Below are 16,304 nucleotides of genomic sequence, written 5' to 3' on the forward strand. Positions count from 1 at the left end.
CACCACCACCACTGATCACGAGGAGTCCAACCCCATGTGCGGAATAGTTGCCTATATCGGCGACCAGCCGGCCGCCCCCTTCCTCATCGAGGGGCTGAAGACGCTGGAGTATCGCGGCTACGACAGCGCGGGCCTCGCCGTGCTCGGCGCCAAGGGCACGACAGCCGTGCGGTCGGTGGGGCGCATCCGCGACCTGGAGGCAGCCCTCCCGAAGCGCCTCGCCGGGAAGGTCGGCATCGGGCACACCCGATGGGCCACGCACGGCCCGGCCACCGAGGCCAACGCCCACCCGCACCGCAGCGAGGACGGGCGGATCTCGGTGGTGCACAACGGGATCATCGACAACTCCGGGATGCTCCGTGACCGGCTGACCGATGCGGGCGTGACACTCGCCAGCGACACCGACACCGAGGTCATCGCGCATCTCGTGGCGCGCTCCACGGCCGACACGCTCGAGGCCGCGGTCCTCGATGCGCTCGGGCAGATCTCGGGCACCTATGCGCTGGCGGTGATGGACGAGGCGCACCCGGATCGGATCGTGCTGGCCCGCAACGGTTCTCCGCTCATCATCGGGGTTGGAGAGAAGGAGACGCTCGTCGCGAGCGACGCCGCGGCGCTGGTGCGGCATACCTCGCAGGTCATTCACCTCGACGACGGCGAACTGGCGACCGTCACCGCCGGCGGGTTCCACACCTTCGACCGGAACGCCGAGGCGACCGGCCGGCAACCGGTCGAGATCGAGGTGGCGGCGGCCGAGTGGGAGCTGACCGGGCACCAGCACTATATGTACAAGGAGATGCTCGAGCAGCCGGACAAGGCCGCGGCCGTCATCCGCGGCCGGCTCGACGAACGCTTCGCCACGGCCCGGCTCAACGGGCTCAACCTCTCGCCCAAGGAACTGCGCGCCTTCCGGCGAGTCAAGATCCTCGGCTGCGGGTCGGCCTATTACGTCGGGCAGATCGGTGCCCAGTTGATCGAAGACCTCGCCCGGATCCCGGCGGACGCCGAGGCCGCCTCGGAGTTTCGCTATCGCAACCCGATCATCGAGCCCGAGACGCTGTATGTCGTCGTCTCCCAGTCCGGCGAGACGGCCGACACGGCCTTCGCCGTGTCGGAGATCAAGCGCAAGGGCGGGACGGTCGTGGCCGTGGTCAACGCCGTCGGGTCGACCATCGCGCGAGAGGTGCACGGCGGGATCTACCTGCACGCCGGCCCCGAGATCGCGGTCGCGTCCACGAAGGCCTTGACGAATATGGCCATCGCCTTCGCGATGCTCGCACTGCACATGGGCCGGCTGCGTGACCTCTCGGTCGCCGATGGCGAACGAATCCTGCACGCGCTCAAGCGGATTCCCGAGCAGATCCAGCAGGTGCTCGACAACGAGCCGGCGATCGCCGAGGTCGCCAAGGCGCTGGCTCAGGCGCAGAACGCTTTCTATATCGGCCGCGTGCGGCAGTATCCGGTCGCTCGTGAGGGCGCGCAGAAGCTCAAGGAGATCAGCTATGTGCACGCGGAGGCCTATCCGACCAGCGAACTCAAGCACGGACCGCTTGCACTGATCGACGAGTCGATGATCACCGTGGCCATCGTGCCCGACGACGATCTGACCGAGCGCAATGTCGGTGCGGTGCAACAGGTTCTGGCGCGCGGGGGGCAGGTGGTTGCCCTGTCGCACGAGTCCGTCGACCTGCAGGGCCTTGATGTGGAGCGCATCGATGTGCCGAAGTCGGAGCCGGAACTCGACCCGATCCTCATGGTGATTCCCACGCAACTGCTGGCCTATCACGCGGCACTGACCCTCGGCTACGACATCGACAAGCCGCGCAATCTCGCCAAGTCCGTCACCGTCGAGTGACCCTTGGCCCGGTTGCCGCGAGGTCTTTCATGGCATCGTCGAAGGCCGCCTGGAGTTGCTCACTGGCGCGCGGGGCGTTCGGGTCCGGGCGGGGGATGCCGAGGTGGGCTTCGCGCAACTCATCCATCAGAGCCGTCGTCATGGCCGGTCCGCCGTCGCGCATGATCTCGGCGCGGATACGCCACTGGCGCTCGCCCTCCCGGTGCGCGAGTCCCCAGGTCCCGAGGGCCACCATGACAGGCAGGGCCTGAATTCCGGCCTCTGTCAACGAATAGGCCGCCCGGCGCCCGCGCCCGGCCTCCTCACGCGTCAGCAAGCCGGCCTGGGTCAGCGTCTTGAGACGGCTGCTGAGGATGTTGCTCGCGATGCCCTCGTCGCTGCCGGTCTGCAACTCCCGAAAGTGGCGGCGGTTGCCGAACATGATGTCGCGCAAGACCAACAGCGACCACGGATCGCCGAAGACCTCCACGGCGGCGTTGATCGGGCAGTGCGAACGCGGCGTGGTCATAGTGCTTGCAATTTACCACCAGTAGCGCATAGGGTGACAGTGCTTGCAACTCGCAACCACATCAGGAGGGATCATGCCCGCACGATTCGTCTACTGGATGAATGTCTCGCTCGACCTGAAGATCGAACGCCGCGCCAACGAGCAAGGTGGCGGCGACTGGCTGCGGATCGGGGAGTCACTGCATCGCGACTTCAACGAGCGCGCCGGCACGTTGTCGATGATGATCCAGGGCCGGCGCATCTACGAGACCATGGAAGGGTTCTGGCCGACCGCTCGCGAAAATGCCGGCCTTCCCGACTACTTGCGCGAGTACGGCACGATCTGGACCGACATACCCAAAATCCTTGTCTCCCGGACGCGAACGACAGCCGGGCACAACACGGAGATCTACGGGGATGACGCGATGGAGCGGCTGGCGGCATTGCGGGCCGGGGGAGAGGGGGACATCGGCGTCGGGGGAGCGTCGCTGGCGTCCCAGCTCGTGACGTCCGGTCTCCTCGACGGGTTGGTGCTCTATGTGCATCCGGTCGTGCTGGGGGAGGGCAGGCCGCTGTTCGACGAGGGCACGCCGTCCGTCGAGTGCGACGTGCTCGAGCAGCGGTCCTTCGACGGTGGCGTCACTCTGCACCGGTATGCCGTCCGCACTCGTCAGTGATCCAGCCGGCCGGGTCTCAGCGGGGCTTGACGGCCTTGACCATCACGCAGTTCTTGAGCCCCTTGGGCCGGTCGTAGGTGAAGCCGAGACGCTCATAGAGCCGGCGGGTTCCGTTGTAGAGGAACGAGGATGACATCTTCTTCGTCTGCTCGCTCAGGTCGTGCGGATAGCTCTCGACCCGGCCACCACCGGCCTGCGCAATCAATTCCAGCGCCCCGGTGATAGCCAGCTCGGTCACGCCCTGGCGACGGAATCGCCTGTCGACGAAGACGCACGTGATCCGGTGGTCGGGCTCCGTCGCACTTGTGGCGTCGTATTGCTTCTTGTGGTGGAGGGATGGCAGCTCGGCCGGCGTCCCGTATTCCGCCCATGCGATGGCCTCGTCGCCGTCCATGACGAGGGCGGCGTGGGCGACGCCCTCCTCGACGAGGCGCTTCTTGATGGCGCGATTGCCCTCGTAGCTCTCACCGCGACCCTCGCAGCTGGGGTGACCGCCGTGGAACCACGTGCACCAACAACCGCCGAAGATGCCGTTGTGGCGCTCCACCAGCGCTTCGAACGCCGGCCACGTCTCGGGGCTGAGCGGCTCGATCCGGAACGTCGTGTCCGTCATACCGATGACCCTAGATCCTGTCCCGGACGTTCTGCGTCCGTGACGTGCACATCGCTACAGCGCCAGTCCCAGGGCGATGACGATCGGCAGCGACGTCAAGGACGCGATGGTCGTCACCGTGGTGAGCGACTTCAGGGCGCCGGTTGTGGACAAGCCGAGGAGTGACTTGAACATCCAGAAGAAGTTCGAGTTGACGTGCAGAGCGAACAGCGCACCGGACGCGATGGCCAGACCGATGGCGATCGGGCTGACATCGATCGAGGGCAGGACGGGACCGATGATGCCACCGGCGGCGATGGCCGCGACGGACACCGACCCGATGGCGATGTGCAGCAGTGCGGCGATGAACCACGCGAGGAGAATGCTGACGATGACCGGGGCGCCGGCGTCGGCGGTGAAGAGCCCGGCGAGGGTCTCGTCGAGGCCGGTCTCGTCGATGACCTGGCCGAGAGATCCACCGATTCCGGTGATGAGAAGGATCTCGCCGGTGGTGTGAAAGCCTTCGGAGAGAGCCTCATTCGTGCCGTCGGTGCCGCGATACTTGCGAGCGAGCAGGAAGGCGCCGAGAAGTCCGACGAAGAGGGCGATGGTCGCATTGCCGAGGAAGTCGATGAAAGGCGTGTTGAACTCGAGCACCTCGGCGAAGGCGCCGAAGGCAATCATCAACAAGGGGATGAGAATCGGGAGCAGTGCGACGCCGAGCGGGGGAGTGCGTGTCACCTCGGAAGCCCCGGCCTCGGCGTCCGCGAGATCTTGCGCTTCGAGCTCGGCAAGCGCCTCGTCATACTCCTCGTCGCGATCCTTCTTCCACCACCCGGCGCGCAGCAGCAGCCCATAGATGAGCGTCGTCAGGATCGCTGTGAGCGGCCCAAGGATGATGCCGTAGATGAGCCAGTTGCCGAGTCTGATGTCGAGGAGGGCACAGATAGAGATGGCGGCGAGGCCCGGGATCATGAAGACATAGCCGGCGAAGATGCCGGCACCGATGGCGCCGGCGAGGTGGGGAAGGCCGCGGTCGCCGATGTGCGGGGCGGCGGAGCGGGCCACGGGGGAGGCCAGGACCACCTGCACGTCGACATAGATCGACGGGAAGATCGTTGACATCGCGGTGGTCATGGCATAGGGCATCCGTTTGGCTCCGAAGACGCCGATCAGGGTGCCTACGAGTTTTCGGAAGGTGCCCATGGCGTGCAGCAGCGACCCGATCAGGACGCCGAAGCCGATCAGCAGGCCGACCTTCGCCATGATCTCCCCGAAGCCGCCGGTGATCGCCTCCACCGTTTTCTCGAAGCCGACGCCGGCCGCGAGGCCCAGATAGATCGAGCCGATGATCAGCGAGATGACCGGATCCACTTTGAAGCGGATGATCAATGCGACGATCGCCACGATGGCGATCGTGGTGTGCAGCGCGACCATGAGCCCTGTCCCTTCTTCGCGACCTGGTGGGGTCACGCTAGCGGCAAGTCGCTCGCCGCGCGCATCGGGACGCGCAACGGCGCCCCGCCCGTTTTGGGACGGGGCGCCGAGCGCTTTGGGCTGTCGAGCCCGGTATGTCAGCGGCGCGTGTCGATCAACTGCACCAAGCGCACGTCGGTCATCGTGTTGAGTTCGACCAGGTTACCGACCTCGAAGCTCTGGATGACGGCGGGGGAGCGCTTGGTGTCGAAGCTCTAGGCGTGCAGGAGGCGGACGACCTCTTCCTCCATGGACAGCCCGATGGAGTCGAAGTAGGAGCCGTGTTTGATCGCGGGGATGATGCCGACGGGCTTGCCCGCGCAACTGGTCGAGTTGGTCGCGACCTTGAGGACCTCCTTGGTGAATCAAGGCAAGGCCCTGTTGCGGATCACGCCGCAGGCGGGCGGCTTCCCAAGCGCGGTTGGGGCAAGAGCCTTAGCAACAGCGGCGGCTGCGGACGTTGGCGCCGAGCCCTTGCCGTCGTGGATGGACCAGTTCGGAGGGCGGGCATGTACCGAATCGACTTGACATAATGTCGCTTATCGGCGGTTAAGAACGGGAGGTGCAGCTAATGCGACGACTCCCGGATGATGCTCAGGTCGCGGCAATTGCGCGCGTTCAAGCTATGGCGAACTCGGCGAGACACGCGAGAACCTGCGGCGGGAAGGCGCACTGGTCCGGGAGACTGATCCCACCATGTCCGTGCCGAGCCAGCTCCCGACGGCCGACCCGCTGCGCCGCGGGCCTCTTGCGCCGCCTCCACGCACCCTCGTCGACATCCTGCGGACCACCGCTGACGCATGGCCAGACTCCCCTGCCATCGACAATGGCGAGACGGTGTTGACATACGCTGAATTCCTCACCGCCGCAGAGGAACTCGCCCTCGAGCTCGCCGTCCACGGTGTCGGGCTCGGCGACCGGGTGGGGATCCGGATCACGTCGGGCACCGCCGATCTCTATGTCGCCATCGCCGCCACGCTGCTGGCCGGCGCGGCCTATGTGCCGGTCGACGCAGACGACCCGGACGAGCGCGCACGAACCGTGTTCGGCGAGGCCGGCGTTGCCGCCATCATCGGCAACGCGCTGACGATCACGTCCACCGACCCCGGGCGGCCACCTGTTGCGCGGGAGGAGCCAGGTGTCGAGGACGACGCGTGGATCATCTTCACCTCCGGCTCCACCGGCAAGCCCAAGGGCGTCGCCGTCACGCACCGCAACGGCGCCGCGTTCGTCGACGCCGAGTCCCGAATGTTCCTGCAGGACAACCCGATCGGCCCCGACGACCGCGTCATGGCCGGCCTCTCGGTCGCCTTCGACGCGTCCTGCGAAGAGATGTGGCTCGCGTGGCGCTACGGCGCGTGTCTGGTGCCCGCGCCCCGTTCGCTGGTCCGCAGTGGCACCGATCTCGGCCCGTGGCTCGTCGCCAACCAGATCACCGTCGTCTCCACCGTCCCGACCTTGGTCCTGCTCTGGCCCGCCGCGGCCCTGGACCAGGTGCGCCTGCTCATCCTCGGCGGCGAAGCCTGCCCGCCGGAGATCGGCCTGCGTTTCGCCACCCCCGAACGGGAGGTCTGGAACACCTACGGCCCTACCGAAGCCACCGTCGTCGCCTGCGGCGCCCGGGTCCACCCCGGCGAGCCCGTCCGCATCGGGCTGCCCCTCGACGGCTGGGATCTCGCCGTCGTCGACCCGAACACCGGCATACCCGTGCCGGGTGGCGAACTCGGCGAACTGATCATCGGCGGCGTCGGCTTGGCCCGCTATCTCGACCCGGCCAAGGACGCCGAGAAATACGCCCCGATGCCCACCCTCGGATGGGAACGTGCCTACCGCAGCGGGGACCTCGTCCGCCTCGACCCCGACTCCCCCGCCGCCGGACTGCTCTTCCAAGGCCGCGCCGACGACCAGGTCAAGGTCGGCGGGCGCCGCATCGAACTGGGCGAGATCGACGCCACCCTGACCGCGCTCCCCGGTGTCAAAGGGGCCGCCGCCGCGGTGCGCAAGACCAAGACCGGCAACAGTCTCCTCGTCGGCTATGTCGCCGTCGACGACACCTTCGACCGGGCCGCCGCCATCGCGATCCTGCGCCGCGACCAGCCCGCCGCGCTTGTCCCACGGCTGGCCGTCGTCGATGACCTGCCGACCCGCACCTCCGGCAAGATCGACCGTGACGCCCTCCCCTGGCCCGTGCACGAAACCGTCGAACAGCCCTCCGACCCAAGCCGATCCGTCACCGAACAGTGGATCGCCGAACTCTGGCGCGACGTCCTCGGCGCCGACGACGTGAGCGCCGACGCCGACTTCTTCGACCTGGGCGGCGGGTCGCTCAGCGCCGCCCAGGCCGTGGGCCTGATCCGCGCCCGGCACCCCGGATTCACGGTCGCCGAGATCTATGAGCATCCCACCCTCGCCGGACTGGCGGCATACCTCGATGAACTCGAGGGCCCCACCGGCCCGCGCAACAGGCCCACCGAAAGGGTCCCGCGCAAGACCCAGATCGCGCAGGTGCTCGCGACCGTCGGGTTGCGGACTATCGCCGGGTTGCGCTGGCTCACCCTCGTCGCCACCGCCTCGACCCTCGCCCACCGATCCGGGATGCCGATGGCCACTGTCGCCTCCTGGTGGTGGCTCGCCCTCGGCTGGCTCGTGCTCATCACTCCCCCGGGCCGCATGCTGCTCGCGGCCGGCGGCATCCGGGTGATCCTGCGGGGCGTCGGACCTGGCAACTACCCCCGCGGGGGCCGGACCCACCTGCGGATCTGGCTGGCGGAACGCTGGGCGGCCGAATGCGGCGCCGTGCGCATCTCCGGAGCCCCGTTGCTCCCGTGGTATGCCCGCCTTCTCGGCGCCCGCATCGGCACCGGGGTCGACCTGCATACTGCTCCCCCGGTCACCGGCCTGCTGCGCATCGGCGACGGCGCGTCCGTCGAACCGGAAGTGGACTTGATGACCCACTGGCTCGACGGCGACCGGCTCTTCGTCGGATCGATCCGCCTGGGTCCTCGCTGCCGGATCGGTGCCCGCACCACCATCGCGCCCGACACCTACGTGCACGCGGAAGCCGAGATCGCGGCCGGCTCGGGCGTCGTCGGCGAGGTCGGCCGTGGCGAATACTGGGCCGGTTCACCGAGCCGAAAGATCGCCCCGGCCCGCGGGCCGTGGGAAAGCCGGCCCGCCCCCATCAGGTCGAGTTGGCGCGTCGCGTATGCCGCCACCGCCGTGCTCATCGACATCCTCCCCTTCCTCGCCGGCCTGGTCGGGTTCGGTGTTTTGTGGCCCCACGTGCGGGCGGCCGACTCCGGTAGCGCGGCGGCACGGGCCGCTCTGGTCTGGCTCGCCCCCGCGACCCTCGCTGCTGCAGCCACCCTCGTCGCAGCCGTCTGGATCCTCGTGCGGCTGCTCGGGATCGGTCTTGCCGAGGGCCACCACCCGATCCATTCACGCCCGGCCTGGCAGGCGTGGACGACCTTCCGGATCCTCGACGAGGCCCGGTGGTGGCTCTACCCGCTGTATGCCAGCAGCCTCACCCCGGCCTGGTTGCGCTCCCTCGGCGCGAGCATCGGCGCGGACGCCGAAGTCTCCACAGCCGTCCTGATCCCGAAGCTCACTGCCGTCGGCGAGGGTGCCTTCCTCGCCGACGACACCCTGATCGGCGGCTACGAACTCGGCGGCGGCTGGCTGCGGGTCGCGCCGGTCAAGATCGGCAAACGCGCTTTCGTGGGCAACTCGGGGATGGCTGCCCCGGGCCGCAAGGTGCCCAAGGCGAGCCTCGTCGCGGTGTTGTCCGCCGCGCCGCGACGTGGACGCGCCAAGGCCGGCACCTCGTGGGTCGGGAGTCCGCCGGAGCGGCTGCGCCGCCAAGGCGACGAGGTGGACGCCGCCCGCACCCACCGGCCCGCGTTGCGGCTGCGGATCCTGCGCGGCGCCGTCGAGGTATGCCGCCTGCTCGCCGTCCTCGCGCACACCGCACTCCTCGTCCTGGTCACCGTCGCGTTGCTCGCCCTCGCCGGCCGCGGGTGGTGGCTGGCAGCGGTCCTGGCTGGGGTGGTGTTCATGGTCGCGGGGCTGGTGGCCGCCGCGGTCGCCGTGCTCGCCAAGTGGCTGCTGGTGGGCCGTGTGCACCCGGGCGAGCACCCGCTGTGGAGCTCGTTCGTGTGGCGCAACGAACTCGCCGACGCATTCGTCGAAAGCCTCGCCGCGCCATGGTTTGCCGAACCGGCCACCGGGACAACAGTTCTCGTGCACTGGTTGCGGGCCATGGGCGCCCGGATCGGGCACGGCGCCTGGATCGACACCTACTGGCTGCCCGAGCCCGATCTGATCGACCTGAGGGAAGGGGCGACCGTCAACGCCGGCTGCGTCGTGCAGACCCACCTCTTCCACGACCGGTTGCTGCGCATGGACACCGTCACTCTCGACCGCGGCGCCACGCTCGGCCCCAACAGTGTCGTCCTGCCGGCCGCCGTCATAGGGCGCCACGCCACGATCGGTCCGGCGTCCCTCGTGATGCGCGGCGAGGTCGTGCCCGACCGCACGCGCTGGATCGGCAACCCCATCGGCCCCTGGTTGGAGCCGACCGTCAGGCAAGATAGGGCGTTCGACCCCCACGACACCAACCGCGACGACCCCGACGAGGAGTGACGGTGCCACGCACCGGAACCGATCCCTATGTGCCCGGCCACGGCGACCGCCGCTGGTCCGCCACCGCCTATACGCTCGAGCTGGACTACAAGGTGGCGACCAACCACCTGTCCGGATGGGCGCATGTCGACGTCCAGCTCGCCGAGGCCGGCCGGGACATCGAACTTGACCTCTACGGGCTCCGCGTCTCTTCGGTCCTGATCGACGGCCAGAAGGCCAAGAACTACTCCCACAATGGTTCTCGGCTCAAGGTGACCCTGCGGCCCGACGGGGGCGACCGCATACGACTCTCGGTCGCCTATGCCGGCAAGCCCCGGCCGATGCCCGGCCCCGACGGGCGCGCGGGCTGGGAGGAGTTGACCGACGGCGTGCTCGTCGGCTCCCAGCCGCACGGTGCGCCGTCGTGGTTCCCGTGCAACGACCGTGCCGACGACAAAGCGCCGTACCGGATCGCGATGAGTGTCGAGAGCGGCTACCACCTCGTCGGCAACGGCGCCCTGGTCGACAAGCGGACACGATCGGGCCGGACGACATGGACGTATGAGCAGCGGGAGCCGATGGCGCCGTACCTCGCGTGCGTGCAGATCGGGCGGTATGCCGTCACTCACCTGACCGCTCAACCGGTGCCGGTCGACGTGGTCGCGCCGGCGGGGGCGCGGATCGGGGCCGGGTCCGCGTTCGAGCATCAGGGCGCGATGGTGACGGCGATGAGCGCGTGGTTCGGGCCCTACCCGTTCGGCGCCTATCGTGCCGTCGTCGCCGCTGACACCTTCGAAATCCCGCTCGAGGCACAGGGATTGGCGAGTTTCGGGATCAACCACGTCACGCCGGCCTGGGAGAACGAACGGCTCGTCGCCCACGAACTGGCGCACTCGTGGTTCGGCAACTCTCTGACCGCACGGTCGTGGGCGGACATCTGGCTCCACGAGGGATTCGCCTGTTACAGCGAGTGGCTCTGGGCGGAGCACCGCGGGATGCGCAGCGTCGAGGACCAGGCACGCGAGCAGTGGAAGCGGCTCTCTCGACTCCCCCAGGACCTCGTCATCGGCGCGCCGGGAGCGGACCGGATGTTCGACGACCGCGTCTACAAGCGCGGCGCGCTGACCGTCCATGCCCTGCGGCTCGCGCTCGGAGACGAGTCGTTCTTCGCCGCCGTGCGCGCGTGGACGGCAGCCCATGCCTACGGGGTCGTCACGACACCCGACCTGATCGCCCACTTCGGCTCCGTGGACGCACCGGCGGATCGTGCTGTGCCGCAGGTGGATTCGATCATCCAGACCTGGGTGTATGCCGCCCCGCTCCCAGAGCTGGGATGAGCTGGGCCACTCGCGCGGCGTGGCCGGCCACGTCGACCCGGGTCACGCGCACGCGATACGGAGTGGCCGGGCCCGGCACCTCGAGCAGGCAATCGCCGGCCCAGTCCCCCTCGAGCAGGCGCACCGAGTCCGGGTCGTCGGCCAGGCCCCGGCCCGTCGCCTTGAGCGCCGCCTCGGTAGCCGTCCACTGCCCGAGCACCGCCGCGTCGGCGCGGTCGAGGGGCTCGATGTCGACGCCGACGGGGCCGGCGGTGTCGAGGACGACCACGGTGGCCTGCGGGCTGTGGCTGACCGACACCCAGTGCCGCGGAGTGACTCCCGTTGCGATGACCGGCCCGTGACGCGAACTCCCGCAGCGCGGGCACAACCGGGTGACTCGCGCCACGGGCGACGCGAGGGCGTCCCGGACGAGAGCGACCCCGCTGCCCTGCGGCGTCGCACCGAGGACGACGATCCGCACCGGCCGCGGTTCAGCGACCGGCGGGCGTGCAGATGCAGGAGCGGTTGCCGTCGGCGTCGGCGACCACCCAATAGGCCGGTGCGGCCGCATCGCTGACGAGTGTCCCACCGGCCTCCAGGACGGCTTGGACCCGGCGCTCGGCGTCGTCAGCGGGGACCCACACGTCGAAGTGCCAGCGTTGCTCGTGACCGGCGGCCGGCAATGCGAACTCGTCGTGCTCGCGATCCGTCTCCTGCCACCACACCGTCGGCACTTGGCCGCTGGCATCGACCGGTTCGCCGTCCTTGACCTCGCCGCCGAGCAGCGCGGCATAGAAGCCCGCCAGCTGATCGCCGCGGGCGGTGTCGAGCCCGAGTTCGAGCTGTGTCAGGCCGGCCACGTCTGCGGACACGCCCATCTCGGCGGCGAACTCGCTGATTTTGCGGGCCAGCTCGATATCGCGGCTGGTGATCCCCCGCACGTCATGGCTGGAGAGGGCGACGATGACCTCCGGATAGGTGAGCGTGACGTCCGGGTGATGGTCCGCAGCCTCCGCGGCGGCCCCGATCCGGTCGACCAACGCGAGTCCCGTGGCGAAATCCCCGGTCCGGAACCGCGCCTTGAGCCGATTGCACACCAATCGCCAGTCACCCAGGCCCGAGTCGTCGATTTCGGCCGTCGTGAGCTGCTGCTTCGGATCCGTCATGCCACGACAGTCCCACATCTGCCGGACGAATTGCGTCCGGTTCCGCCGCGAATCCCCCGATGCGTCAACCGGCTTCGGTCGCGCGCAGGTATGCCGGCCACTTGGCCGCACCATCGGGCACGAGGCCGGCCAAGGTGTCATCCGGATTGAAGGTCTTGCAGCGTTGCAGCGACAGGCAGCCGCAGCCGATGCACGAGTCCAGGCCGTCGCGCAGCGTCTCGAGGGCCGCGATGCGCTCCTCGATCCGCTCGCTCCAGCCCCGGGAGATCCGTTGCCAGTCGGCCTTGGTCGGTCCCGGCCGAGCCTACAAGAGCCGGTCCAGAACGTGAAGCCGGATTGAACTTCCGCATCACCAGCCGAAGCGGTCCGGGTCGCCGGCGCCCACCCGCACCACCTCAGGCTCGTCCGAGGAGAAGTCGACCACGGTCGTGGGCTCGCTGCCGCACTCCCCCGTGTCGATGACGATGTCGACCGCATGGTCCAACTCGTCCTTGACGAGCCAGCCCTCGGTCATCGGCTCGCTCTCGCCGGGCAGGATCAGCGTGCTGCTCATCAACGGCTCTCCGAGCTCGGTGACGAGGGCCTGCACCACCCGGCTGTCCGGGATGCGCACGCCGACGGTCTTCTTCTTGGTGTGCAACAGTTTTCGCGGCACGTCCTTGCTGCCGGGCAGGATGAAGGTGTACGGCCCGGGCGTTGCCGCCTTGACCGCCCGGAAGACCGAGTTGTCTATGAAGACGAACTGTCCCAACTGGGCAAAGTCCTTGCACACCAATGTGAAATGGTGTTTGTCGTCCAGCCTGCGGATCGCGTGGATGCGATCCTTGGCCTCCTGATTGCCCATCGTCGCCCCGAGGGCATAGCCGGAGTCGGTCGGATAGGCGATCAACCCGCCCTCGCGAAGCAGCGCGACGGCCTGCTGGATCGCGCGCGGCTGCGGATCGACAGGATGGACTTCGAGCAGGCGGGCCATTCGCCAACTGTATGCCGGAGACGGCGCCCCGCTATGCCTCGAGGAGATCCGTGACGCGGCGCGCAAGGACCTCGGCGTCACCGTCGAGCGACACCAGCTTGTTGCGCGCCGTCACTCCAGAGACGATCGTGACCTGACGCAGGCGGAGCCCGAAAGCCGCGGCGAGAGCACGGCATACCGCTTCGTTGGCCCGGCCGTCGACAGCCGGCGCCGACACGGCGACGACGAGGTGGTCCTCGCCGTATCGGCCGCCGACGCGGGTGCGGGAAGCCCCGGGCTTGACGCGGACGCGGATCTGCACACGCCGATTCTCGCCTACCCTGGGCCTGCCATGGACTGTCACTACTACGACGCCGGCGTGTGCCGCTCGTGCACCCGCATGGGAATGCCGTATGCCGATCAGCTCCGCGACAAGCAGTCCGCGGCCGCCGCCGTTCTCGCCGCACATGCCGCACCGTCGGCCTGGCGAGATCCCTTCGCCGGCACCGAATCCGGCTTTCGCAACAAGGCCAAGCTCGTCACCGGCGGCGCGCCCGGCGAGGTGACGGTCGGCATCCTCGACGCCCGCGGCCGAGGTGTGGACCTGCGCGACTGCGGGCTCTATGAAGCGCCGCTGCAGGCCGCCATGACTCCTGTGGTCCGGATCGTCGAGGACCTGCGGCTGCTGCCGTATGACGTGCCCAGACGCCGCGGCGAACTCAAGCACCTCCTGCTCACCACCTCGCCCGCCGGTGAGCTGATGGTCCGGTTCGTGCTCCGCAGCACCGGCCAGCTCGCGCGGATCCGGGATGCGCTGCCGCGTCTCCTCAGTGAGGTGCCCGGGACGCGGGTGGTGTCGGCCAACATCCAGCCCGAACACAAAGCGGTCATCGAAGGCGCCGACGAGATCGTCCTCACCGACGACGACACCCTGCCCATGGACCTCGACGGGATCCGCCTGCACCTGCGACCCAACAGCTTCTTCCAGACCAATACGTCCGTCACGAAGGGTCTGTATCGCCAAGCCCGGGAATGGATTTCGGACCTCGACCCGACTGTCGTGTGGGATTTGTATTGCGGCGTGGGCGGATTCGCGCTCAACGCGGCCGGACCGGGGCGGCGTGTCTTCGGCTCGGAGGTCTCCGCCGAGGCGATCGCCTCGGCTCGCATCAGCGCGGCCGAGCGCGGAGGCGAGGTGCACTTCGAAGCCGGTGACTCCGCCCGCGTGCTGGCCGAATCCAGCTGGCCGGCACCGGATCTCGTGATCGTGAACCCGCCCAGGCGCGGCCTCGACGCCGACCTGGCCGCGCAGATCGAGAACGGGCCCGCGGCATACCTGCTCTACTCGAGCTGCAACCCGCAGACGCTGGCGCGCGACCTGGACCGGATGCCGAGCTTCCAGGTCCGGGCCGCGCGCCTGTTCGACATGTTCCCGCAGACGACGCACGCCGAGGTGCTGATCCTCGCGGGGCGGGTGCCAACGACCGGTCAGCCGAGGGCGGCAACCGCCGCGTCGTAGTCGGGTTCGGTGGTGATCTCGGGCACCAGCTCGGTGTGCAGCACCTTGCCGTCGGTGTCGACGACGACGACCGAGCGAGCGAGGAGGCCACGCAGCGGACCGTCCGTCATCGTCACGCCGTAGTCATCGCCGAAGTCGCTGCGGAAGCTCGACCCGGACACGACGTTCTCGATGCCCTCGGCCCCGCAGAAGCGGCCCAGCGCGAACGGCAGATCGGCCGAGGCGCACACGACGGTGGTGTTGTGGAGGCCAGCGGCGAGTTCGTTGAACTTGCGCACGCTGGCGGCGCACACGCCGGTGTCGACGCTCGGGAAGATGTTCAGCACGACCCGGCGCCCGGCCAGCCCGGCCAGGGTGATGTCGCCGAGGTCGGTGCCGGTGAGGTTCAGTTCGGGAGCGGCGGCTCCGGGCGCGGGGAGGTCGCCGACGGTGTTGACGGGATTGCCCTTGAATGCTGTTTCAGCCATGGCACAGTGTCTAGCACGTCGGCCCGCACCGAGGACAGGGCGTCTTGTCGGTCGCGGTCGAAACGCCGTCGATCACCCCTGCCCAGGAGTAGGCTGCAAGGGAGATAGCAAGGGCGAGCCCGGTGTCGGCCAGGCGGCCTCGCTTCGGGTGTCCCCCCGCACCGGCCCGCGCGATGTGACGGACGGTGCCACCATGCAGAACCCCGCAGCGAAGCAGAACTCCGGAGCGAACGACTCCGCGCCGTCGACCGCCGGTCACTGGGCCAGCGCCTTCCCGATCGTCGAGCGTGAGGACATCTCCGCGGTCACCTTCAGCCTGACGGTGCGCCACCCGCTCATGGCCAAGGCCGCCCGTCCCGGACAGTTCGTCATCGTCATGTCGCACGCCGAGGGTGAGCGTATCCCGCTGACGATCGCCGACTTCGACGCCGCCGCCGGCACGATCACCCTTGTCATCCAGGCGGTCGGCAAGTCGACCCGGGAGATGCAACGACTCTGCCAGGTCGGCACCAGCCTGCACGGCATCGCCGGACCACTCGGCATACCCACCCCCATCGAGGCGAGCACCCGTTCCGGTGCCCCACCGACCATCGTCTGTGTCGGTGGCGGTCTGGGGGTCGCGCCGGTCTATCCGCAGGCACGTGCCTGGCACGACGCGGGCGCCCGGGTGATGGGCGTCCTCGGCTTCCGCAACCGCAATTTGGTGTTCTGGGAGAACAAGTTCCGCGACGTGTGCGACGAGTTGATCCTCTGCACAGACGACGGTTCGGCGGGCACCCAGGGGATGGTGACCGACGGCCTGCGGCTGGCGCTCGAAGCCCACCCGGAGACCAGCGAAGTGATCGCCATCGGGCCGCCGGTGATGATGCGAGCGTGCGCCGAAGTGACCCGGCCGCACGGCATACGCACCAGCGTCAGCCTCAACCCGATCATGGTCGACGGCACGGGGATGTGCGGCGGCTGCCGCGTGCGCGTGGGTGGTGAGGTGAAGTTCGCGTGCGTCGACGGGCCGGACTTCGACGCCCACCTCGTCGACTTCGACGACCTGGCCTCGCGGCTGCGCCGCTACGGCGAGGAGGAGGCCGATGCGATGGCGCAGTGGGAGACGGTATGCCGCCGCGCCGAGCACACACAGGCCGACAGCTTGGCCTCCGCCCTCCCCGACGCGCGGGGCTGAC

Annotated in this window: 14 protein-coding genes and 1 pseudogene; 6 read left to right on the forward strand and 9 right to left on the reverse strand. The window is 68.8% G+C overall.

Annotated features, from left to right (window positions below):
* The first annotated feature begins 34 nt into the window (after positions 1–34).
* A complete protein-coding gene (gene glmS, locus BN11_RS00140; RefSeq protein ID WP_048692886.1) occupies positions 35–1,855 on the forward strand; it encodes a glutamine--fructose-6-phosphate transaminase (isomerizing) in 1,821 nt (606 codons plus the stop codon).
* On the opposite strand, the gene BN11_RS00145 is transcribed toward glmS, so the two are convergent.
* On the reverse strand, positions 1,842–2,363 hold the full coding sequence (locus BN11_RS00145; RefSeq protein ID WP_048692889.1) for a winged helix-turn-helix transcriptional regulator: 522 nt from the start codon (positions 2,361–2,363) through the stop codon (positions 1,842–1,844). The genes glmS and BN11_RS00145 overlap by 14 nt on opposite strands.
* 73 nt (positions 2,364–2,436) lie before the next feature.
* On the opposite strand from BN11_RS00145, the gene BN11_RS00150 reads away from it, so the two are divergent.
* The gene (locus tag BN11_RS00150; protein ID WP_048692891.1) at positions 2,437–3,018 is read left to right on the forward strand and encodes a dihydrofolate reductase family protein; all 582 of its coding nucleotides are present in this window, start codon (positions 2,437–2,439) and stop codon (positions 3,016–3,018) included.
* A 16-nt stretch (positions 3,019–3,034) separates the two neighbouring features.
* Here BN11_RS00150 and BN11_RS00155 read toward each other — a convergent pair whose 3' ends face one another.
* A complete protein-coding gene (locus BN11_RS00155; protein ID WP_048692894.1) occupies positions 3,035–3,631 on the reverse strand; it encodes an N-acetyltransferase in 597 nt (198 codons plus the stop codon).
* A gap of 54 nt (positions 3,632–3,685) precedes the next feature.
* The gene (locus BN11_RS00160; RefSeq protein WP_048692897.1) at positions 3,686–5,047 is read right to left on the reverse strand and encodes a GntP family permease; all 1,362 of its coding nucleotides are present in this window, start codon (positions 5,045–5,047) and stop codon (positions 3,686–3,688) included.
* 735 nt (positions 5,048–5,782) lie between these two features.
* Between BN11_RS00160 and BN11_RS00170 the strand changes: the two genes are divergently transcribed.
* Together BN11_RS00170 and BN11_RS00175 are read left to right on the forward strand one after the other, a co-directional pair.
* The gene (locus tag BN11_RS00170; RefSeq protein ID WP_083433407.1) at positions 5,783–9,727 is read left to right on the forward strand and encodes a Pls/PosA family non-ribosomal peptide synthetase; all 3,945 of its coding nucleotides are present in this window, start codon (positions 5,783–5,785) and stop codon (positions 9,725–9,727) included.
* A 2-nt stretch (positions 9,728–9,729) separates the two neighbouring features.
* Positions 9,730–11,043, forward strand: coding sequence for a M1 family metallopeptidase (locus BN11_RS00175; RefSeq protein ID WP_235435307.1), 1,314 nt, complete (start codon positions 9,730–9,732; stop codon positions 11,041–11,043).
* Here the strand turns inward: BN11_RS00175 and BN11_RS00180 are convergent.
* The 5 genes and pseudogenes from BN11_RS00180 to BN11_RS24540 form a co-directional block, all read right to left on the reverse strand.
* On the reverse strand, positions 10,997–11,503 hold the full coding sequence (locus tag BN11_RS00180) for a 4'-phosphopantetheinyl transferase family protein (RefSeq protein WP_048692909.1): 507 nt from the start codon (positions 11,501–11,503) through the stop codon (positions 10,997–10,999). The two genes, BN11_RS00175 and BN11_RS00180, sit on opposite strands and share 47 nt — an antisense overlap.
* A gap of 10 nt (positions 11,504–11,513) precedes the next feature.
* A complete protein-coding gene (locus BN11_RS00185; protein WP_048692912.1) occupies positions 11,514–12,188 on the reverse strand; it encodes a 4a-hydroxytetrahydrobiopterin dehydratase in 675 nt (224 codons plus the stop codon).
* A gap of 64 nt (positions 12,189–12,252) precedes the next feature.
* Positions 12,253–12,477, reverse strand: a pseudogene (locus BN11_RS21485) (redox-sensitive transcriptional activator SoxR); the annotation flags it as partial.
* Positions 12,478–12,537: 60 nt separating this feature from the next.
* Positions 12,538–13,161, reverse strand: coding sequence for an L-threonylcarbamoyladenylate synthase (locus BN11_RS00190; RefSeq protein ID WP_048692915.1), 624 nt, complete (start codon positions 13,159–13,161; stop codon positions 12,538–12,540).
* Between the two features lie 31 nt (positions 13,162–13,192).
* Positions 13,193–13,462, reverse strand: coding sequence for a DUF167 domain-containing protein (locus BN11_RS24540; RefSeq protein WP_048692918.1), 270 nt, complete (start codon positions 13,460–13,462; stop codon positions 13,193–13,195).
* A gap of 30 nt (positions 13,463–13,492) precedes the next feature.
* Here BN11_RS24540 and BN11_RS00200 point away from each other — a divergent pair, with 30 nt between their 5' ends.
* Complete coding sequence (locus BN11_RS00200; RefSeq protein WP_048692924.1) at positions 13,493–14,659, forward strand: methyltransferase domain-containing protein; 1,167 nt, start codon at positions 13,493–13,495, stop codon at positions 14,657–14,659.
* Here the strand turns inward: BN11_RS00200 and tpx are convergent.
* Positions 14,629–15,126: a thiol peroxidase gene (tpx, locus tag BN11_RS00205; RefSeq protein WP_048692927.1), complete on the reverse strand. Its 498-nt coding sequence runs from the start codon at positions 15,124–15,126 to the stop codon at positions 14,629–14,631. The two genes, BN11_RS00200 and tpx, sit on opposite strands and share 31 nt — an antisense overlap.
* 193 nt (positions 15,127–15,319) lie before the next feature.
* Between tpx and BN11_RS00210 the strand changes: the two genes are divergently transcribed.
* Positions 15,320–16,303: a sulfide/dihydroorotate dehydrogenase-like FAD/NAD-binding protein gene (locus tag BN11_RS00210; RefSeq protein WP_053084213.1), complete on the forward strand. Its 984-nt coding sequence runs from the start codon at positions 15,320–15,322 to the stop codon at positions 16,301–16,303.
* Position 16,304: the final 1 nt, after the last annotated feature.

The organism is Nostocoides australiense Ben110 (assembly GCF_001050535.1).
GTDB lineage: Bacteria > Actinomycetota > Actinomycetes > Actinomycetales > Dermatophilaceae > Nostocoides_A > Nostocoides_A australiense.